Raw genomic sequence first — 20,292 nt, 5'->3', positions numbered from 1 at the left:
GATGCATATTACGATCATTCATCCGGCAATAGGGCATATTAAAAATGAACGATATATTCGTTCATGGCAGATGGAGCCTCTACCAGCTGCTGCTATTGCCGGATTGACTCCTGATGATGTCGAGATTAGTTTTTATGATGATCGTATGGAGAAGATTCCTTTTGATAATTCTACCGACGCTGTGGCTATTTCCGTTGAAACTTACACAGCCAAGCGGGCTTATCAAATAGCAAGTGAATATCGTAGAAGAAACATACCGGTCATAATGGGAGGATTTCATGCAACACTGCTTCCTGATGAAGTAGAACAGTATGCTGATGCAGTTCTTATCGGCGAAGCAGAAACGATTTGGAAAGAGGTTGTTTCAGATATTAAAAACGGAAAATTGCAACAACGGTACAAAAGCGATGAACGACCATCATTAGCGGATATACGATTAGACCGTTCTATATTTAAAGGGAAACGTTATCTCCCAATAGGGTTGGTTGAGACGGGGAGAGGTTGCCGGTTTTCATGTGAATTTTGTGCTATTCAATCTTATTTTGAGAGCACCCACCGTACACGACCAATTGAGGATATCATCACAGAGATAGAATCGCTTAAAAAAGAGAAAAATATTTTCTTCTTCGTGGATGATAATTTTATCGGCAATATCAAAGAGGCAAAAGAACTTTTACGTGCACTGATACCGCTTAAAATCCGATGGATTACCCAGATGAGTATCGATGGAGCATTCGATGATGAACTTTTGTCACTGCTGAATGCAAGCGGTTGCAAAGGGGTTCTGATCGGATTTGAAAGTCTGGATGAAAAAAACCTCAAATTGATGAACAAAAGCTTCAATACGATGCATGGGGGGTATTCTAAAGCCCTTGAAAATCTTCGTCGGCATAACATCCGCATTTACGCCACATTTGTCTTCGGCTATGACCACGATACGATGGATTCATTTGATGAGGCGGTAGATTTTGCACAAGAGCATCAGTTTTATATAGCGGCCTTTAATCATTTGACCCCTTTTCCAGGTACTCCACTCTATACTCAGCTTGAAGCACAGGGACGATTGAGGTTTAAACAATGGTGGCTTGATGATAATTACCGCTATAACGATTTACCGTTCTCTCCTCGTAACATGCTGCCTGAAGAAGTGACCAGCCAATGTGTTGCCACTCGGCGTAAATTTTACAGTTTTTCGAGTATTTTCAAGCGGGTTTTCGGTAAAGCAAATCGAAGCGATGGATTCATGCTACGCAACTATTTACCGATTAACTTTATGCACCGCAAGGATGTCAGCAGCCGAAACGGCTATCCTCTGGGGGATGAAAACTGGACGGGTGAACTGTTGAGAGTGAAGCGATAATGGCAGAGTATCGAATCAAGGATACACTTTATCGTCTCGCTACGCCTAAAGACGATACGACGCTCAAACGTCTCCTGCATGAGAACCCTATGAAATCGTGGGTCAATATTTCCACGGAACGTGAACCGTCTTATTTTGATGGAGCATCATTGATGGGAGAAACGTATGCTCTCATCGCCCAAGATGCCATCGTTGAAGAGAATATTATCGGTATGTATTCGTGTTCGTATTTACCGGTTCATATTGACGGTAAACCTGAAATGATCGGGTATCTTGGAGGATTACGTGTTGTCTCTGAATTTAGGCACAAAATCCACTATATCAAGCATGGGTTTGAAGCCCTAAAGAAAATCGTCCCTTTGCGTGGGAGTGTGCCGTTTTATTTTACAAGCATTGCCAGTGAAAACACTATAGCACGTAGATTACTCGAAGCAAATATGAGTGGGATGCCCTGTTATTCGCCTGTAGGTGAGATGACAACGATGATTTTTTCGGTTAATCAAGGAAAAAATGGAGGGATACTGGTTCAGGCCAGATCAGAAGACATTTCGGATATTGTCTCCTATTACAATAAGAGAGCCTCATCCTATCAGTTATCCCCGTATTTGAGTGAGGAATGGCTGCAAAATACTGCCGGACATCTGGGATTGGATATTAGTGATTTTTGGCTACTCAGAGATAAAAATGGAGTGCTACGTTGCTGTTTTGCTCTTTGGGATCAACGGGCGTTTAAACAGAGTGTTGTAAAAGGATATAAAGCTCCGCTCAACCATTTACGAATACTTTACAATGGATATGCTCGAATGATGAAACGGGTGGAATTGCCTCAGGCTGGAAAAGCATTGGAACATCTTTATGTAGCTTTTTTCGCTTGCGATGACGACGACACCGATTTGGCCGTCAATGTGCTCAAAGAAGCTGCTTATATTGCCCGTGCAAAAGGGGCGACAAGTTGTGTGATGGGGATATCCTCACAGCATGTACTATTACCGATTCTAAAGCACACGCTTAAGCCTGAAATTTACCGAACACAGATCGAGGTAGTAACGCTGAAGGGGGATGATCAATACACGAACACGTCTGAGCGGATCATACAACCTGAGGTGGCATTATTATGAGACTAGAACGCCTAACGCTTATACGTCCCAACATGGGCAATTATCGCTCAAACGATGCATTGCCACCACTTTCTATCGCAATCTTGGCTGCACGTACCCCTAGCGATATTGAAATTCGCTTTTTTGACGATCGTATTGAAAGTATTCCTGAAGACGACACTCCTGATTTAGTGGCACTAAGTGTCGAAACGTTTACCGCACGCAGGGCATACGAAATAGCCAAAGCGTATCGGAGTCGTGGAATAGCTGTTGTCATGGGAGGATACCATCCGACACTGATGGGCGAAGAGGTACTTGAACATGCGGACTCCATTGTTGTTGGTGATGCGGAAGAGTGCTGGGAAAGGTTACTGAATGATTTTAAAGAGGGGAATCTTCAACAGCATTATAGTGGAGGCAATGCTCACTCACTGGATGATTATCGAATCGACCGCACTATCTTCAAGGGTAAAAAATATATTCCTGTAGAGTTGGTTCAATACAGTCGAGGATGCAGGTTTACCTGCGAATTTTGTTCGATTGATGCTTTTTATAAAAACAGCGTACGGGTTCGACCGGTTCAAAACATTGTAGAAGAAATTGCCACTTTGGATAGAAAAAAGCTCCTTTTCTTTGTGGATGATAATCTTTTCAGTTCAAAAAAAGAGCTTTATGAACTTTTGGATGCCATTACACCTCTTAAATTCAGATGGTCATGTCAAATCAGTATCGATGCAGCACGGGATGATGCACTGCTGGACCGTTTGGCGGAATCGGGATGTATTTTTGTTCTCATCGGCTTTGAATCGCTCAGCGAGGAGAATCTAAAGCAGATGGGGAAAAGTTGGAACAAGGTGAGCGGTGATTACCTTGAAATTGTCAAAAAATTTCATAGAAGGGGGATGTCCGTTTATGGTACTTTTGTATTCGGTTATGATCATGACACTCCCGAACTCATCGAAAAAAGTTTGGCGTTTGCACTCGAAGCAAAACTGGAAATCGCCAATTTCAATCCGTTGACCCCGACTCCCGGATCAGCACTTTATGATCGGCTCAAGAGTGAAGGGCGGCTCATCCATGAACTGTGGTGGCAAGATTCATCGTATCGTTACGGTGACGCTATTTTTTCACCCAAAGCGATGAGCCCTGATGTGTTTTCCGAAAAATGTTTCGAGGCTAAAAAACGGTTTTATTCATGGAATTCCATAGCATATCGGCTTTTGCTCAGCGATACAAAATTTAACCTCTTTAGATTTGCTATGGTCGCATTAGCTAACATCGTATCGCGTAAAGAGGTACTGAAAAAACATCATCGGCATCTGGGAAAATAGCATGAAAATAACCTTGATAAAACCAACCATCGGACGCCTTGAACATAGTCTTTATGTCGATGAGGGACGTATGGAGCCATTGATGCTCGGTGTACTTGCCGGTCTCACTCCCGATGAACATGAGGTAGTTTTGCATGATGACCGCATGGAATCAATCCCCTATGATGAACCGACTGATTTGGTTGCTATCACCGTCGAGACCTATACAGCACGGCGTGCCTATGAGATCGCCTCAGAGTATCGCGAACGCGGTGTTCCTGTCATTATGGGGGGGATGCATGTTTCTTTGGTTCCCGAAGAGGTAGGGCAGTATGCCGACAGTATTTTTATCGGTGATGCAGAAACCTTATGGGCTCATGTTCTTGATGATGTTAAACACAATAAACTACAAAAGGTATATAAAGCTCCTCCCGGCATCGGTCAAATCGGAGGAGTGAAACCCAGACGGGATCTGTACAAAGGCAAAGGCTACCTGCCTATGTCATTGATGCAATTTTCACGCGGTTGTCGGTATGAATGCAACTTTTGCGCAGTTAGCCGTTATTTTGATAAAAAACATTACATACGGCGTATTGATGAAGTATTAGAAGAGATTGCAGAGCAAGACCGAAAGTTTATTTTCTTTGTGGATGACAATATCGCTTCACATAAACATGCACTCAAAGAGCTCTGCCAAGAACTTATACCGATGAAGATAAACTGGATCAGTCAGGCAAGTTTGGATATAACGCATGACAAAGAGATTATGAAATTGATGGCCGATAGCGGATGTATCGGCAATGTTATGGGCTTTGAATCAATCACGCCTGAGAGTTTAAAAGATGCAAAGAAAGTTTCGAATATCCGTGGCTTTTCAAATTATGAACGTGAAATCGAAACACTGCGCGATCACGCGATGCAAACATGGGCCGCATTTACTCTCGGATATGATAATGACACGTATGACTCTGTTCTGGCGACGATGGAATTTGCCCGAAAAAATAAATTTACATTTGCGGCATTCAATATTTTAATGCCGTATCCAAATACCCCTTTATACGAGCAGCTTGAACGCGAAAATCGACTCTTGTATTATGGAAAATGGTGGCTTCATCCCGAATATCGCTTTAATCAGGCAGCCTTTATCCCCACTCGAATGACGTCCGATGAATTGACAAAGGCTTGTCATGAAGCGCGAGAACAATTCAACAGTATCCCATCATTACTTTATCGCTTTTCCGATGTAAAAACCAATCTCAAATCTTTATGGCGCGCTACAAATTTTCTCCGTTATGCACTCTTATTTCGAAAAGAAGTTTACAAAAAACACAGAATGAAATTTGGACTCAAATGATGAATAAAAAATTCTTTACTTACTACCAATACATCGGGCCTATTGTATTAACACCGCTCTCTTTTTGGCTCTGGTGGCATACCTATGATGGCAATATGACATTGACATTGATCGCATGGCTGGTACCGGTACTTTTTGCGTATATCGTTCCGGGAATCGGTACAAACGTACTTAAAGTATGGGAGTTTAATACCAAATATCGGTTGGGAAGGTTTAGACCCCATCACGGGTTTGTGTTTGGCAGTGCGACATCAACACTTGCATGGTTATGTCATACCCAAATGGCAGTAAATATGGTTGACGTCTTACAGACAGCATTTGTTTTGGCTTCTGTATTGGGATTTTGGAACGTGATTTATGATATCAAGGCTATTAAAGCCGGTATTTTGATCGTTTATAATCAACCTTGGGCAGATGGCAAAGATGCTGAAGCCATCACTATGGACTATGCGCCTATATTTTTTGCTGGATTTGGGTTAGTTTATGGATTTGGCCTTGGGGTTGCAGAATTACTTTATATGAAAGGATTGATGAATACGACTTTTTCAATACTATATATCACCTTTTTACTCGGGATATCTATAGCTATTCCTGTCGTTCTTTACCGAAAACGTTCATTATGTAAACATGGGCATTCAGGGTGCAGACCTATTCAAAAGAATGAACCTGAAATAGTTTTATAAGATGCATTGTGTAGATATTTTTCAATATAATTTATCTTTTAATCAAATTATATCGACGCTTTAATAAGAACTTTGACGTATATGAACCGCATTTTCTTTCACTTGAAAAACGATCGTATATTTTTTGTGTATCAAATCTCTAATGGTTTCATTATCAATATGCAGACTACTTCTCCAACGCATCAGCCTTGATAATAAAGTTTCAATTGTTTTTTTTATATTAAATATTGGATGCTCTATTTTTTTGGGCGTCCAACACTTTTTTTCTTTGACATATCTTTAGCGTGTAGTGTCACAATCGGCATGAGTTCTGGAAATACAAATGATGCCATATGGGCTGGAAATCTCAAACGTATTGCACCTTTTGGTGATGGTGATGCAATAAAATCCCTTCTTAATAGCTCTTGAATAACATTAGTGGTTGTTCTATCACTTGCACCTATGACCTGCGCCATAGCGCCTCGTGAACTTTCACCATGGACTAATAAGTGCTTAAAAATTTGGATGGAACCTTTAGGAAACGATTCTACCCCTATAACTCCGGTATTTGCAAAGGTTACATATTGATCAATTCTATCAGCAAGTCCATCTGTTTTTAATAAGCCTCCCATATAATCAACCTGATCTTCTGCAACTTCAAGCATATATTTTACAAACTCTTTGAGTGCAGCCGTCGATAAATCACCCTTACCGTCGTATGAACCTTGCTTAATCATGTCGGCATGTTTTAAATAGCTTTTGTAATCATCGACTGACCGTGCCAACCCTCGGGAGATATTCCATAATCCATACCCGCTTAGCCCGGAGCCGATAAGTGCACCGTCTAAAACCAATCGAGATACTCTGCCGTTTCCATCCAGGAAAGGATGTATCCAAACGAGACGGTGATGAGAAGCGAGTACATAGAGTAATTTTTTCGCAACCGATGTTTGCTTGAACGCACGTTGATAGTGATCTGAATACTCCATCATCAAGCCGGATAATTCCTCGGATGGGGGTGCAATATATCTACCGACCGACACATCTCTTGTTCGATACTCACCGGGTACCATTTCAACAATTTCATTAGTATCGGAATGGCTTATTTTTAAAAATTTCTCCATTCCGTCTTGGGTATACATTTCACGATGTACAAAGCGTATAAAATCACTATCAAAAGGTGATGTATTTGAGATAAGATTTTCAATTTTACGCTGGGTATGAATGTGCGCTATCGATAATTTTTGAAGCTTGCTGCTATTTTCTTCTTCAGAAAATTCTTGTTTCATCGCTTTTTCGATATCGACTGGGTGTGTGCCGTCTGATTCGATACGGTTCGAATAATAGCTGTTGGTAATACGTAAAAGCTCTTTTATTTCATCCAATACGTCATTATTAAGCCCACCTAGCAAGATTGCACTCTTCATGCATATTCGCTCCGACCACTGTAGTAAATCATCATCCAGTTCACCTCTTAAATTTAGAGGAGCGATCGGTGTAAAAGTCATGATGGTACTCCTGAATAGATATAAACAATTGTAGCATAATTATTGCTGATTAATTTTCTGATTTAAAATGCTTTAAATATGGACTTTTTTGCAATTATGTATAAAATTATTGCTGATTAATTTTCAGATAAAGAAGTAACCAAAATTTATTAGCTATTCAAAAACATACTCAACTGCTCAATAGACTTTTCAGGAAACATCGCTTGTAACTGTTTTAATTTCTCATCATTAACTTCAATAACTTTATTTTCATCTAAAAGTCCATCAAGTGCAGTATCTACAATTGGACCGACTGTTGTGTTTTTCATAGTTGCGTATCGTGATGCAATGCCGCTAGGTAGATGCCCTAAAACCGTATCGACAATATTATCACTCTGCAACATCTGATTCATAAGATATTCACCCAGTAGCTTTCTTAAATCATGCATTCTCGTAAATGGGAATTTATTATCATCACTCACGCGCATCCAATGGTTTCTCAATGTGGCTTCACAAAGTGGTTTTTTATTATCTGAGCTTTTAAAAACGAATCCTTTCATCTTATCGATCTTTTTAATGCCTACTAGAGCTTCGAGAGTGGCAAATAATCGATTTGATAGCTTATAGGTCATATTGATACCTGCTTTATTCGAAATCTCTCTGATGGTGTAGGTACGATCTTCAAAATTTATATCTTCCCATTTGAGAGCAAGAACTTCTCCTCTTCTTCTTCCATGTAACAACCACATAAAAACTTCTCTATACGGCGACACCGGATAATTCCTTAGTGCTTGCGCGACAGCTTTTGATTTTTCCAATGGTAAATCCAAGTTGGACTTATTTCTTAAAGGAGGTAATCCCTTCATCGATGCTGGGGAGATTAGAACAAATTCTGTAGTTGACTTATTGATTTCACTATAAATATAGTTCACGACTTGATAGGTTCTTCTTTGGGTTCGATCTGATCTATTTGCATTTTTTAACGTATTAGCAATATCTCTAATATCATTGGGTGCTATTTTGTTTAACGGCTTATTGTATATTGGTTGCAACCAGTTTTTATAGAACTGCATTTCAGTCGAGTTATCTTTCCCATTCTTTGTCTCTTTATTGCGAATGAGTTCCCACGCATTCTCAAATGTCATATCTGGCTTGATGACCTCAGAAGATTTTTTCTTGTATATATCGTTATTGAGTTCATCCATCAATTCTTCATATCTTTTGGAGGCTTCTTTTATTGCGTCTAGTAAAGTTGTGTTTTTATCAAAAGTCATTGTCTCTTTGTTAATAGACCTTTTCCCATTAAGAACTTTTGATGCTCTGACTTGAATTTTATATGGCTTTGTAAAAGTGATATTGGTATTAACTATTTGACCATCTACAATTTTACTAGATGGAATTTGCCCATCATCTTTGTAGGTTAAACCAGCAGTTCTACGATTCTTCAAATTAAAATTCATGTGGACTCCACGGGTATCATTTTTGGTTAAAACGGGTATCAATTTACTGGAAACGGGTATCAATTTAACAATATTTGGCTGTGGTAAATTGTAGCTAGTTGTATCTAATGATTATATAAAGAAGCCCGTATAATAGGGGTTTTGAGTGGGTATTTATAGCTAGTTGTAGTTTGATATAGATTGAATATTAATTGGATTCAAAATCCGGTGCAGCGATGCGTGGCGGTTCGAGTCCGCCCACTGGTACCACAACCAATGATTTTATAGTCATTTTTCCCCAGCTAAACCCCCTAAAATACGAGCTTTAAAAACTTCCCTAAATATAAAAGAAAACTTAGTGTACAACCGATTTTAAAATGATAGTAATTTGAATTTAAAATGATAGTAACATACCTTTTTTAAGCTAAATATGAACAAATCACTATAATTTCATATTCAAATCTAAATAACTGCAATATTCATCAATTACAATCAATTACTTGCATTTTAAATTCAAATCCTAAAAAGTTATTAGGAAGCATCGCCTCCTAATAGTTCGTAATAAACACCTCCCGCACTGTCTTCTTACTTCCCGCCCCTCGAAGGGTATAGTTAATCTCTTTGGTGGATGTAATCTTCATATCCGCATATAGCTCTCTAACGAGTTCACAATCGTTATAGCTCAATAGAAACTTACCTTTGATGCCATGAAGCAGCTCTGAGAGCTGACGGTGCTCTGCCTCTCCAAAACCGCCCGTATGTTGATAGTACTTCTCGGTCGATACGTAAGGCGGGTCGCAGTAGAAGAACGCGTCCTCTTTGTCATAGGTAGTGATCAGCTTATCGAAGCTCATGTGCTCTATTGTGACAAACTTCAACCGTTTAGACCACTGTCCGAAGTCTTTGTAGATATCTTTTGGTCTGCGTCCACTCTTAGCCATCATAGCAAACGTCGTCCCTTTGGCTCCGAAGCTCTGAGACAGGAGGTAAAAATAGAAAGCAGCTCGTTCGATATTATTCCGTGGCTTCATACGTCCGGATAGAATATCAGCGAATAGTTCCCGGCTGATCAGTAGAGTACTCAGGTACATCGATAGGGATTGTGGATTAGTGCGGATAGCGCGATGGAGGTTGATCAGCTCACCGTTAATGTCGTTGACAACTTCGGCTTGTTTGATGGTACAGGACTTGCGGTATATAACGTTGAGAGCACCTCCAAATACTTCGACATAGAGCCGATGATCAGGGAAGAGTGCGACTATATCGTCGGCGAGTTTTGATTTTCCACCTATCCAAGCAAACGGGGCTTTGAGGGGGACTTTACGATGCTGCATATAATTTCCTGACACCGTGTCATATTTTCACGGTCGAATTAAGATACCGGAGATAATTCCGGTACCGCAGCTTTCTGTCAGAGGTTGGCTGTGGGACTTATTTTACTTACACTTCTCTATTGCCGCCTCCAAATCATAAACATAGCTCTCCAGCTTCGGATAGTTTTCCAAACGTGCTTTTAACCATGTCACATTTTCACCGCCTTCATCGCTCATTTGTGGCTTGATGATATGAGGTACCTCGCATTTTTTTGTGATCGTGATAGGTTCACATGGGGATACTTTAGCAGCGCACCCGGAGAAGATCAAAACTACGGTCAAGACTATTAAATAAAACGTTTTCATGATTGATTAACTCCTGAAATAATTGGCATTATGCTCAAATCAATATACGATATCTGAATCAAAATATTTGTGTTGTACTTGATAGCTTGAAGAGGGTAGTAAAAGTGAGTAAAGTCACGCTTAAATGGCTATTTATTGGAGTTTTGTTGGTTGCGGAAACAGGATTTGAACCTGTGACCTACGGGTTATGAGCCTGCAAATTCAAGAAAAGTATAAGTATATACAAATGACTACAATGACTCAATAAATCCCTTAATATAGGGATTTTATAAGGTATAAGTAGCTACAATAAGCTATACAGAAGTGTACTTGATTTTGCTTAGGTACACCACAAAATTGAGTTTTTGGTGTACCTATCGGTGTACCTAAAAGAGATGTTATGAAGCATATAAATATTGATATAGCCAATAAAGATTGCAGGGGAATAAGTCTTATTGAAGAAGATAACTTTCCTTTGGACTTAATATCCGATATTAAACAATATAAGCCTATCGGAAAATATAAACTGCAATTGAGAGTTACAATAAGTACGGAATATAAAAAGCATCAGAAAAAAATTATTAAAGAATTCAATAATAATCAAACTCTCTTACAAGCAATTAGTTTCATGAATGCCCAAAGAGACGTAATACAAAACTCTTTGAAAGATGGTTCGATACAAAAAGAAAGGATCGCAAAAAAGTTATCTCTTAATAGCGGTCTAATGGATGGAAACAGTTGCCTGAATGATGTGTTTGATGATTATATACAAGGGAAGAAAAATACGTTAAAACCAAAAACAATTCTCTCTTATGAAGGATTCTATAAAACGTGGTTACGAGATGGAATCGGTGAATTAAAGGTTGTAAACATTTCACGAGCTGATCTACAAGCGGTAATTTATAAAATATTATCTCTCAGAGCGCCAAGAACCGCAAAAACAATAAAAGAAGTGTTAAACCCAATCTTTAAAAATTTTGTACATTCTGGCTTTATTACCAGTAATCCGGTAGAGCTATTAGAATTTAAAAAATTTGACAATGTGAAGAATCCAGAATTGTCTGATGGGCAGATAAAAGCTCTTTACGAAGCTATCAATAACTATGTTTCTGAGCCGTTTAGAAGCATATTTGTATGGCTGGCAACAGGTAGAAGGGTAAATGAAGTTCTTTCGCTCCAATGGAATAATCTCAATTTGAACACGAATACGTATACTATTTTGCCTGAAAACAATAAAGCCGGCAAACGGATGGAATACGTTTTAGATGACGATTTACTCTATATCGTAAATAATATTCCCAAAAAAGGTGAATATATTTTTCCTGCTATCAAAAATCCAAAGTTAAAAATGCACAACGACACGCTAAAAAAACACTGGATAAAAATATTAGAAGATGCTAATTTGGTTAAAATTGATAAAAAGACAACTAAAATTATCCCAATGGTACGAATACATGATCTTCGACATATTGTTGGATTAAAACTTGTCAATGCTGGGGTGAGTTTGGAAGTTATCGCCAGTGTTCTTGGGCATACGACCACCAACATTACCAAAAGATATTCTAAAGTCAGAACTGAAACGGCTGGAAAAGCATTATCTCAGTTTAAAGAGCTTATTAAATAATGGCTAATATGATTGTATAATTTCCGATATACGGATATAATACAATCGTCTGAATGTGGAGGAAGTGACCATGACAACTGCTCAAATTACGCAAATGTTTCATATCTCTGACAGTACTCTCAGCGATTGGGAATCCAATCCTAAACGTCAAAGACTCCTTACTCTCCTCCGTTCTATGAGCGTTGATGAGGCTCAATCGTATTTGCAACCTAAAAATATTCCATCCAAATTCAGTTCCAAAACCCGTTTTATCAAACTGCGAAAAGAGTGGTTTACTATCGATCTGTTATGGTCACGTCAAGATCGCTCTTTGATAGAGATCAATACTCTTATATCCATTTATCTCTCAACACCTAATCAAAACGATACGCAAACCCTGCTTCGTTTATTTGGTATTGAACGGGTTCAATCGGTTTTATTAAAATTAAAAGAGACTATGGCTTTAGAAGACTATAACGAGGCAAAAGAGCAAATTGATTTTGCGATAGATGCGGAGGGTTATTATGCTATTCATCCTCTTCCTCCGATGGAAGAGCTTTTACGTCATCCTAAAGTTCGCTATATTGCTTACTTGGCAAAACAGTATAGTACTGATGAGTTAGTAAGGATGGCTCAAGAGAGAAAAGTGCCTTTTAATTCTATCTTTCAGATCAAAAAAATGATGGGGTATAGCGCATGACCGAAGCAATAAAAAAGATACTCCCCGTTATTCAGGATCATGAAATTTTTAAACAACATGATTTTAGGTTGGTGGGTGGAACCGCTTTATCGTACCATATTAACCATCGTATTTCCGAAGATTTAGATTTTTGTTTGACACAAGAACTTCCATTGGAAGCGATACAGAGATTTATCGAATTTTGTATTGAAACATTCGGTATGGATAATATCCATTACATCGAACCATCACAAGCGATTAAAGAAGATTTTTTACTCGGTGGAGATAATGTCGAATACTACCTCCAGACGTGGATGGTCAACGGTATAAAAATTCAGTTTTTTGATGGCGGAAGCAACACCGGAACCAAAGAGTTCTTAGTGCAAGATCACTATACAACTATCGGAAATATCAAAATAGCATCTATCGATACTATTTTCAAAATGAAATCGTTGATGTTCTATAAACGGACTAAATCGAGAGATTTGTACGACATGCTTTGTTTTTATGGTTTAAAAGAGGATCAATTTACTCCGCAAGAGACCAAAAAAATTATTATGAGATATGAACCGCTATATTGCAATGATGAGTATTTTAGAACGATGTGGCTGGCTAGTTTTAAAAGTAAGAAGTATATGGAAGAAAGAGATGAGGGATTGGCAGGGCTTGTTGGCGAGCCGAAATCATTTGAGACTATGAGAGTAGAGTTGATAGAAATTTTTAATAATTACAGATAAATTGAATGCCATTGAAATATTGATTGACTCAGATGTTCAGATCGAAGAATCTCTCTTTTCGATCTGTTTGTTGCACGAAATGTAATGCCTCATTAGATCACGAGGATCAATTACGTCACTCATTGGGGTGATTATTTATGATTTTGTTGTCTTAGACGCATTTTCTAAAATACAAACTGACTGATCAAATAGATCATCAATCCTGCAATACCACCGACGACCGCTCCGTTGATACGGATGAATTGTAAATCCTTTCCGATTTCAAGCTCTAATTTTTCGGCTACCTCTTTACTGTCCCAACTCTTCACGGTAGATGCTATGAAATGGCTAATAACACCTTTGTACTCAATCAATTTGTCGATTACCGTTGTCTTAATGAATCCATTGATTTTGTTTTTCAATGGTTCATCTTGATTTAGTCCACTGCCCAAGTTTTGGAACATATCGGTTAGAGCATTTTTGATTTTTGACTCTTCTTTTCGAGATAAATCGTTAAGCACCCATGTTTTTATTTCATTCCAAATACCGTTAATGTATTCATTAACCTCATGATTATGGGAGAGCTTGTAGATGAAATCATTGATATTGTCTTGCATTTCCGGTGATGATTTGAGCTTTTCTACCATTTCTACGATGTAGTGATTTACTTTTTTTCTAACGTCACTTGAAGGGCGTTTTGCGTCACGTAAAAAAGCGTCAATACCGTTGATTATTCCGTTCGCAATTGTTTCATCTGCCACTCCAAGTGACCACCACGGGGTTTTTTCGGATACTCTTGTATGGATACGATTTGCGTAATTATGAAATTCAATATGCACTTTTTCGAGTATCGTCGTAAACAGTTCCTGATGTCGTCCATCTTTGGTAAGTGTATCTAATCCTGTGCCTAGCCATTTGCCGAAATTGATCGATTCAAGTTTGTTTATAAATTGAGCATGGATAAATCGTTTAACATCGTCATCGTTAACAACGTTTAAAATACCGGGGATTATGTCTTTGACAATGAGATTAGATACTTTGAGAGCATTTGATCTTTCGGCTAGCCAATGTGATGCTTTTTCAGCAAAATCAAATTCATTAATTTTCGGCTCTAATCTCTCTCGAGTTAAAAATTCTCCGGCGACGAATTGTCCAAGGTTTTCTCCGATGCTATCTTTGTTGTTAGGAATCAATGCTGTGTGTGGGATAGGTAAACCCATAGGACGACGGAAAAGTGCTACTACTGCGAACCAGTCGGCTAATCCACCGACCATTGCAGCTTCGCTAAATGCTTTTAGTGCTTCAACATGAAAGTGCATTCCTATCAAATAACCGATAAAGGCGAGTGCAAGTACTGACAAAGCAATTAATTTCATTCGTTGTAATTCTTTGTTCTTATCGACAAATATATTTATTGCACTCTTCATTAACTTCCATTTTTCACTAGTTTTTATAATTTATCTTATTAAATTGTCTCTACATGGTGATCTAGCAAAGACTTAAAATATTTTATTTAAAAAATAAATATGCAATAGAAGAAAATGAGACTACTGCAAGGACACTAAAAATAGCCACTATTTTATTGTTATATTTATGTTGATTCTCACGGTAAAGTTTGAATTCTTCTTGCATTGTATTAAAATTATTTTTTACTTCTATAAAACGATTGTCGGTATAGGTTGTAAATGCAGCAAGTTTCTCTTGTTCGGCAGAAAATGCTACAGTTGTTTCTGAAAATATAGTATTAATATCAGATAATTTATCCGCTAAAGAATCATTCTCAGATTCCAAAGTCTGACATCGGTCGATAATATCATCTACATTTTTTTTCGTATGCTCTTCTAAAACTGAAATTTTTGATGAAATCTCTACAAGAGTTTTTTCTTGCTGTTCTGTGATCCAATTACGGGATTTTTCCATCGAATCCAAAAGATCATCACGAGTATGTTGTATCTCGTTAGCTATGGAAATAAGCTTTTTTGCACCATCTTGCGTTAATCCTCTAAGTTCAAAGTACTCATTCACCAATTTTTCAAGATCAGCATTCTGTTTTGCTAATACTTCATGCTGTTTTTCTATTTCATGTGTCTGTGACTCAATTTGTTCAGTTTGATTTTTGATGATTCCTTGCTGTCTTGCTAATTCTTCTTGTTGCTGTTGCAAGTACTGAGATTGAGTGACACTAATCACCATCAATTGACCAAGTGATTTTGAAAATTCTGCTTGTATTTCAGTGGCATCCAATTGGGCATTTTTCATAGTATTGTCAAAAATATTTAATTTCGCCCAAAAACTTCTATTTTCATGAGCGTCACGAGCCTTTTTAAAATCATCCAAACGAGCATGATTATCTCTAAATTTTTTTATCAATCCTTTCATATCAACTTGCTTAAGTAGATCATCACTAATTGTGACTTGCGACATTTCTCTTATTATTACTTCTGTCATGGTTTATATTTCCTTTTTATTTTGTTCATACGCTAATAGAAGGCTATCTAATTCATCGTCCATACGTTGAAAATTAGATAACCCTTCTTTCATCGTTGATAGTGTAGTAGCCCTTACTGTGACAGCATGTTCAGCATGAAAAACTGCATTATTGAGATGGGTGTTACTTTCCGATAAAGCTATCTCTATTTGATTGTACTCTGCGATACATAACTGGTATTGTTTCGAGTTATTAAACTGCGATTCGACCATTTGTGCTACATGTTCAAATAATGCCACATTTGCTTCCATATATTCAATTTGAGCACTTAACATCTCCGTACCGCTTTCATTAAGCCAGTCGAAGAATTTATCAATGGCGAATATAACCAAAGCTGTCACAACCCCAGTTAACAATCCCGTAATAACAGGTGAAATAAAAGGCGCTAAAGGTGCCAAGATCGGGATAGAAAGAAGAAATGCTTCAATAGATTTTTCGAAAATTATACCCAAGCTGGTGGTTATCACAGTAGCAATAATTTTGCTGGCATTCCGTGCAACGTCAACGCCACTCATATCTTTTGGCGGATTCATTATTAATTTTACCGCTTCCCATAATCCTTTTAATCCTTCTCGGATAACCGTAACAATTTTTGCTGAAGTAGTGACAATATTATTGATAATAAAAGTCAAAAGGTTACTAATAAACCCTTGCACCCCACCAGATAAAACACTTTTCAAGATATGCTCAGCTTTAGCTTTAATTTTTTCAATAATATTACGCATTGCTTCTATGAGATGATCCACAAAATTTTCTTTTAGCGTTGGATCATTTGCAATGCGTTTGACTTCTATAAAAGAACTATTAACAAATTCATGCAAAACAAGTCCCATTGCTTGTCGTAATGCATTCCTCCCTGCTTCTTCAGCTCCAGTAAGCAAAAGTTCTTTTCCTTGTTTTATCGCTTGTTTTTTTCCTTGTTCATGTTTAATATGTTTTTTTGATTCTTTGTATGCTTTTTCAGCCAACTCAGGATTTAATTTATAATATTCTGCATTAGTCATATTTGGGTTACCAGTTTCTTTAGCATGATCCTTAGAAATTGGTGCATTAGCCCATTCCTTTAGATCCTGATCTCCTTTTGAACTATTCATACTGCCTTCAGCAAAAATCAAATTTGTTTCATCGCTTGATATTTTAACTCTATCATCTAACCTTTCTTCGGTATCTTTACCAGTTGCAAATAGATGACTTTTTGAATCTCTCTCTACTTCGCCTACAGATGTTATATGTTCAGCATCAATCCTATTTCCCTGCTTATCGATTGTCGTACCAGTTTTAACACCTAAGACTTTCCCAGTATATTCATCTATAACCTCTTGCCCATTATGCATAGATTGGTATGTGTCTTTTTTCCATTTGTCTTTAGCTTTATCATGTAGTTTTCTATCAACATTGTTATTTAAAGCGCTTTGCCATTCATCATATCTTGCTTGATCCTCATCAGTTGCAACGACACTTTTTTCAAAATTATGCCGAGTTGTTACATTCCCGCCATCTTTATCATCAAACATTGCAGGAGTTAATCCAAATGGACCGATAATTTGCTTTATCACTTCATCTTTGCAACTATCAAGAAGTTCATCAACTCTTTGTTTCTTGAGTTCTTGACGTGATGGGTTGTTCACTTGTTTTATTATTAATTCTTGATTACTTTCATCCATAGCATTCTTCTTTTCAATGTGAAATTTTTATGAAATATAACTTTCGATGTTATATAAACTCTATTTAAGGCACTCTTTTTTGCAAGGTATAAAAAGCAATATATGCCTCAAGCATATATTAACGTTTCTGAATGAAACAGTGTTTTATTTTGTTAAAAATTCTTTTAAAAGATCGAGTACCCCGATATCTCTATTCTTTTCCATCTCTGATGTACATTTGGGACAGCGATTCATAAAAGCACTAGGGTCTAGTGCATCACTTTTTTGAGTGACCACTTTTGAATAGCCACATTTGGGACAAACCCATTTAAACGGTTTTGGCGCAACCACTTCAAGCCTCTATACTTTCGTATAATTTTTTATCTGCTTCGAAAAAAACTGCTTTGACAGAATCGGAAAAACTTAACCCTCTGCCGCTAATCGCTAAGATTGTTTTCATTTTCTTCCTCCAAGGTATTATCTGTATCATCGCTTCCCTCATCTTCGTCTTCGTGGTGAGGGCAATAGCACTCCTCTTCATCGAGATACTTTTTGAGTGCGTATCCAGTTGCTACTCCGGCAATGCCACCTAATAAAACTCTTAACATGCTATCTCCTTGTAATCGTTTGATACAAGAAGTGTAATATCTCTTTTAGACAGGTTATGTCTTTTTTATGTACTCTTGTAAATTTTGGAGAAATTTTTTTTGTAAATATTCGGGTTCGATGATCGTAATATGGGGGAGCCAGTATTGAACGATTCGAAGAATCTCTTCATCGTAGGAGATTTTTGTTTTTATGATCAGATTGGAAGGTGTGTGCTTTAGAACGGTTTGATTGGGGAAAATCTTTCGTTTCAAAAAGTATTCGGAAACTTCGGGAGAAATTTCAAGGGTTACATCAAACATAGTTTGCGAAAACCAATTTGAATTAGGATTCTTGAGTGTTTCTAAAAAATCGGCTTTGGGTTCGAATCGTTCCTTATCCAGTATCTGTATGTTGGTAATTTTGGAAAAGCTGAAGTTTTTCAATACCTCCCCATCGTCTGCGACGAGATACCAAATACCGTGTTGGTTGACCAGCTTGTAAGGGTGGAGTAAGCGGGGTTTATCTTTGTAAATACAACGGATAGGAATATTCTCTAAAATAGCAGCAGTAATGGATGTGAATTCATCTGATTTATTCGAAAGATCTTCGTGTGTTGGTGGTTTGATAAAATACGCTGATCGAATTTTGGTGTTTAAAATATCCGCGATGAAATCATCGGATAAGCTTGGAAAGAGATGCTTCACGCCGCTTAGAGCTGCAAAGTTTTTAATGTCATCATATGAGAGTTTCCCCAAAGCATAAGGTTCGAGGGAATAACATCCCTTTTTATCAGAGTGAATTGGTAGAAACGAGAATGCTTTAATGTCTCTTTCGATAGTTTTTGTGCTAACGCCGTATTCTTCCGCTAGTTCAGAGACGCTAACATTTTCCCCGACATTGAGTTTTCCAAGTATAGAACTAAGTCGGGCAAGGATTTTATCTCTGTCATTTTTCATCTATTGTTCCATTTTTTTTTGTGAATAATAACACAAACTGCTTTTTTAGACGACTCAATATTGCATTTTGGTGTGTTGAGTAATTAAAATGATATCTCTATGTACGGCATATATGCCGTACATAGAGATTCATCTGAGCATTGTCTGACTTTGATTAGCTTGCCTATAGATGTTTAAAAATAGCGATATATTTCTCCCATTAACCTCTCATTACCGCCGATTAATTCCTACAAAAAATTGACTTCCAATTCTTTTTACCCCCATATTATCAAATTGTATCCAATATAAAATCCCCCAAAAGGAGCACTAATGTTCCCCATTTCGCAGTGCTTAAGCATCGTAATCGCAGTTGCTACCATAGTAGTTAAAACTCTCAACGATCAAAGTCCTAAATCAGGCTCTTGATTGTTCAACCATACAAAGGATCAAAAATGTTAACAATGCCATTGACCCAAGTTCAGCTCCTAGAGCAATGCCCCGCGCTCTTCACCAGTGCTCCTCATACTAGTACCTCAGATCAATACCACTTCGTAAACACAGTTGAAGTCATCGATGAAATTCGTCAACACAGTTGGTTTCCTGTATCCGTCCAAGAAGCCTCCGTACGAGATGAGGACAAAGCGGGATTTCAGCGTCACCTAGTGCGCTTCCGTCATTTCGATGACCTTGTTAATCCAAAAGCAAATGCTGTAGAGCTGTTGCTCTTCAATTCCCATGACCGTAGTACCGCATTTTCTATTAGTGTGGGCATTTACCGCTTTGTCTGTGCGAATGGTCTTGTTGTGGCTGACAGCGTGTTTGAGAGCTATAAAATCAAACACATCGGAGATCGTGAGAACGATGTCACTACTGCTATCGCTAATATTGGTACATTCAAACCACTTCTGCAAAAGAAGATCGACACTTTTGAAGCTATTATCCTCACTCCCACTGAGCAAGAATCATTTGCAAGAGCAGCGATACCGCTACGGTTTGATGAACAGCTTCAAGTTGATCACCGTGACTTGCTTATTCCCCATAGGGTAGAGGATGAGAAATCGGATCTCTACACTACCCTAAATATCATCCAAGAGAACCTCCTGCGTGGAAATGTAAAAGGGGTCAATACTCAAACAGGACGCAACTTCACTTCGAGAGAAATTACGTCCATATCCAAGGATGTTGATGTCAATAAGGGGCTCTGGGGTATTGCAGAACGAATCGCTTCTATTAAATCACCTGAGTCAACCATGGCTATTGCAGCCTAACCATT

General features: G+C 38.0%; 18 protein-coding genes and 1 tRNA gene. 10 read left to right on the top strand and 9 right to left on the bottom strand.

Translation table 11 applies throughout. The features are described from left to right. Nucleotide 1: 1 nt before the first annotated feature. Genes WC407_RS01275 through WC407_RS01255 form a run of 5 tightly spaced genes read left to right on the top strand, consistent with a single transcriptional unit; the run spans nucleotide 2 to nucleotide 5,804 of the window. Nucleotides 2-1,360 (top strand): radical SAM protein, encoded by a 1,359-nt coding sequence (locus WC407_RS01275; RefSeq protein WP_373020307.1) that lies wholly within the window; start codon nucleotides 2-4, stop codon nucleotides 1,358-1,360. Continuing rightward, nucleotides 1,360-2,478, top strand: coding sequence for a hypothetical protein (locus tag WC407_RS01270; RefSeq protein ID WP_373020305.1), 1,119 nt, complete (start codon nucleotides 1,360-1,362; stop codon nucleotides 2,476-2,478). Before WC407_RS01275 ends, WC407_RS01270 begins: the two co-directional genes overlap by 1 nt. Beyond that, on the top strand, nucleotides 2,475-3,788 hold the full coding sequence (locus tag WC407_RS01265; RefSeq protein WP_373020303.1) for a radical SAM protein: 1,314 nt from the start codon (nucleotides 2,475-2,477) through the stop codon (nucleotides 3,786-3,788). The genes WC407_RS01270 and WC407_RS01265 overlap by 4 nt, the downstream gene beginning before the upstream one ends. 1 nt (nucleotide 3,789) lies before the next feature. Next, entirely contained in the window at nucleotides 3,790-5,121 is a 1,332-nt protein-coding gene (locus WC407_RS01260) for a radical SAM protein (protein WP_373020297.1), read from the top strand. Then, nucleotides 5,118-5,804: a hypothetical protein gene (locus WC407_RS01255; protein WP_373020295.1), complete on the top strand. Its 687-nt coding sequence runs from the start codon at nucleotides 5,118-5,120 to the stop codon at nucleotides 5,802-5,804. The genes WC407_RS01260 and WC407_RS01255 overlap by 4 nt, the downstream gene beginning before the upstream one ends. A gap of 236 nt (nucleotides 5,805-6,040) precedes the next feature. Here WC407_RS01255 and WC407_RS01250 read toward each other — a convergent pair whose 3' ends face one another. Together WC407_RS01250 and WC407_RS01245 are read right to left on the bottom strand one after the other, a co-directional pair. After that, nucleotides 6,041-7,291: a Fic family protein gene (locus tag WC407_RS01250; RefSeq protein WP_373020293.1), complete on the bottom strand. Its 1,251-nt coding sequence runs from the start codon at nucleotides 7,289-7,291 to the stop codon at nucleotides 6,041-6,043. Between the two features lie 149 nt (nucleotides 7,292-7,440). Beyond that, nucleotides 7,441-8,730 carry a tyrosine-type recombinase/integrase gene (locus WC407_RS01245; protein WP_373020291.1) on the bottom strand — a complete coding sequence of 430 codons (1,290 nt, stop codon included), beginning with the start codon at nucleotides 8,728-8,730 and terminating at the stop codon, nucleotides 7,441-7,443. Between the two features lie 158 nt (nucleotides 8,731-8,888). Between WC407_RS01245 and WC407_RS01240 the strand changes: the two genes are divergently transcribed. Next, nucleotides 8,889-8,979, top strand: a tRNA-OTHER gene (locus tag WC407_RS01240). Between the two features lie 278 nt (nucleotides 8,980-9,257). On the opposite strand, the gene WC407_RS01235 is transcribed toward WC407_RS01240, so the two are convergent. After that, complete coding sequence (locus WC407_RS01235) at nucleotides 9,258-10,043, bottom strand: DNA adenine methylase (RefSeq protein WP_373020285.1); 786 nt, start codon at nucleotides 10,041-10,043, stop codon at nucleotides 9,258-9,260. A 102-nt stretch (nucleotides 10,044-10,145) separates the two neighbouring features. Then, nucleotides 10,146-10,388: a hypothetical protein gene (locus WC407_RS01230; RefSeq protein ID WP_373020283.1), complete on the bottom strand. Its 243-nt coding sequence runs from the start codon at nucleotides 10,386-10,388 to the stop codon at nucleotides 10,146-10,148. Between the two features lie 379 nt (nucleotides 10,389-10,767). Between WC407_RS01230 and WC407_RS01225 the strand changes: the two genes are divergently transcribed. From WC407_RS01225 to WC407_RS01215, 3 genes are all read left to right on the top strand, one after another. Next, nucleotides 10,768-11,991, top strand: a complete 1,224-nt coding sequence (locus WC407_RS01225; RefSeq protein ID WP_373020281.1) for a tyrosine-type recombinase/integrase — start codon at nucleotides 10,768-10,770, stop codon at nucleotides 11,989-11,991. Between the two features lie 70 nt (nucleotides 11,992-12,061). Beyond that, nucleotides 12,062-12,670: a hypothetical protein gene (locus WC407_RS01220; protein ID WP_373020279.1), complete on the top strand. Its 609-nt coding sequence runs from the start codon at nucleotides 12,062-12,064 to the stop codon at nucleotides 12,668-12,670. Next, on the top strand, nucleotides 12,667-13,386 hold the full coding sequence (locus tag WC407_RS01215) for a nucleotidyl transferase AbiEii/AbiGii toxin family protein (RefSeq protein ID WP_373020276.1): 720 nt from the start codon (nucleotides 12,667-12,669) through the stop codon (nucleotides 13,384-13,386). Before WC407_RS01220 ends, WC407_RS01215 begins: the two co-directional genes overlap by 4 nt. A 164-nt stretch (nucleotides 13,387-13,550) precedes the next feature. Here the strand turns inward: WC407_RS01215 and WC407_RS01210 are convergent, their stop codons facing one another. The 5 genes from WC407_RS01210 to WC407_RS01190 form a co-directional block, all read right to left on the bottom strand. Beyond that, the gene (locus WC407_RS01210) at nucleotides 13,551-14,741 is read right to left on the bottom strand and encodes a DUF445 domain-containing protein (protein ID WP_373020274.1); all 1,191 of its coding nucleotides are present in this window, start codon (nucleotides 14,739-14,741) and stop codon (nucleotides 13,551-13,553) included. A gap of 133 nt (nucleotides 14,742-14,874) precedes the next feature. After that, nucleotides 14,875-15,813, bottom strand: coding sequence for a hypothetical protein (locus tag WC407_RS01205; RefSeq protein ID WP_373020272.1), 939 nt, complete (start codon nucleotides 15,811-15,813; stop codon nucleotides 14,875-14,877). Between the two features lie 3 nt (nucleotides 15,814-15,816). After that, nucleotides 15,817-17,517: a hypothetical protein gene (locus WC407_RS01200; RefSeq protein ID WP_373020270.1), complete on the bottom strand. Its 1,701-nt coding sequence runs from the start codon at nucleotides 17,515-17,517 to the stop codon at nucleotides 15,817-15,819. Between the two features lie 416 nt (nucleotides 17,518-17,933). Next, entirely contained in the window at nucleotides 17,934-18,104 is a 171-nt protein-coding gene (locus WC407_RS01195) for a hypothetical protein (RefSeq protein ID WP_373020266.1), read from the bottom strand. Between the two features lie 54 nt (nucleotides 18,105-18,158). Next, nucleotides 18,159-19,040 carry a helix-turn-helix transcriptional regulator gene (locus WC407_RS01190; RefSeq protein ID WP_373020264.1) on the bottom strand — a complete coding sequence of 294 codons (882 nt, stop codon included), beginning with the start codon at nucleotides 19,038-19,040 and terminating at the stop codon, nucleotides 18,159-18,161. A 431-nt stretch (nucleotides 19,041-19,471) separates the two neighbouring features. On the opposite strand from WC407_RS01190, the gene WC407_RS01185 reads away from it, so the two are divergent. Beyond that, nucleotides 19,472-20,287: a DUF932 domain-containing protein gene (locus WC407_RS01185; RefSeq protein WP_373020262.1), complete on the top strand. Its 816-nt coding sequence runs from the start codon at nucleotides 19,472-19,474 to the stop codon at nucleotides 20,285-20,287. The last annotated feature ends 5 nt before the right edge of the window (nucleotides 20,288-20,292 follow it).

It is taken from the genome of Sulfuricurvum sp. (genome assembly GCF_041651515.1).
In the GTDB taxonomy this organism is placed as follows: domain Bacteria; phylum Campylobacterota; class Campylobacteria; order Campylobacterales; family Sulfurimonadaceae; genus Sulfuricurvum.
The sequence above is the reverse complement of the archived record's forward strand: the minus strand, read 5'-3'. Positions and strand labels throughout refer to the sequence as shown.

Bases quoted from the DNA above. Each gene is read 5' to 3' on its own strand.
- WC407_RS01275 (WP_373020307.1), top strand. From the start codon at position 2: ATGCATATTACGATCATTCATCCGGCAATAGGGCATATTAAAAATGAA.
- WC407_RS01270 (WP_373020305.1), top strand. From the start codon at position 1,360: ATGGCAGAGTATCGAATCAAGGATACACTTTATCGTCTCGCTACGCCT.
- WC407_RS01265 (WP_373020303.1), top strand. From the start codon at position 2,475: ATGAGACTAGAACGCCTAACGCTTATACGTCCCAACATGGGCAATTAT.
- WC407_RS01260 (WP_373020297.1), top strand. From the start codon at position 3,790: ATGAAAATAACCTTGATAAAACCAACCATCGGACGCCTTGAACATAGT.
- WC407_RS01255 (WP_373020295.1), top strand. From the start codon at position 5,118: ATGATGAATAAAAAATTCTTTACTTACTACCAATACATCGGGCCTATT.
- WC407_RS01250 (WP_373020293.1), bottom strand. From the start codon at position 7,291: ATGACTTTTACACCGATCGCTCCTCTAAATTTAAGAGGTGAACTGGAT.
- WC407_RS01245 (WP_373020291.1), bottom strand. From the start codon at position 8,730: ATGAATTTTAATTTGAAGAATCGTAGAACTGCTGGTTTAACCTACAAA.
- WC407_RS01235 (WP_373020285.1), bottom strand. From the start codon at position 10,043: ATGCAGCATCGTAAAGTCCCCCTCAAAGCCCCGTTTGCTTGGATAGGT.
- WC407_RS01230 (WP_373020283.1), bottom strand. From the start codon at position 10,388: ATGAAAACGTTTTATTTAATAGTCTTGACCGTAGTTTTGATCTTCTCC.
- WC407_RS01225 (WP_373020281.1), top strand. From the start codon at position 10,768: ATGAAGCATATAAATATTGATATAGCCAATAAAGATTGCAGGGGAATA.
- WC407_RS01220 (WP_373020279.1), top strand. From the start codon at position 12,062: ATGACAACTGCTCAAATTACGCAAATGTTTCATATCTCTGACAGTACT.
- WC407_RS01215 (WP_373020276.1), top strand. From the start codon at position 12,667: ATGACCGAAGCAATAAAAAAGATACTCCCCGTTATTCAGGATCATGAA.
- WC407_RS01210 (WP_373020274.1), bottom strand. From the start codon at position 14,741: ATGAAATTAATTGCTTTGTCAGTACTTGCACTCGCCTTTATCGGTTAT.
- WC407_RS01205 (WP_373020272.1), bottom strand. From the start codon at position 15,813: ATGACAGAAGTAATAATAAGAGAAATGTCGCAAGTCACAATTAGTGAT.
- WC407_RS01200 (WP_373020270.1), bottom strand. From the start codon at position 17,517: ATGGATGAAAGTAATCAAGAATTAATAATAAAACAAGTGAACAACCCA.
- WC407_RS01195 (WP_373020266.1), bottom strand. From the start codon at position 18,104: ATGTTAAGAGTTTTATTAGGTGGCATTGCCGGAGTAGCAACTGGATAC.
- WC407_RS01190 (WP_373020264.1), bottom strand. From the start codon at position 19,040: ATGAAAAATGACAGAGATAAAATCCTTGCCCGACTTAGTTCTATACTT.
- WC407_RS01185 (WP_373020262.1), top strand. From the start codon at position 19,472: ATGTTAACAATGCCATTGACCCAAGTTCAGCTCCTAGAGCAATGCCCC.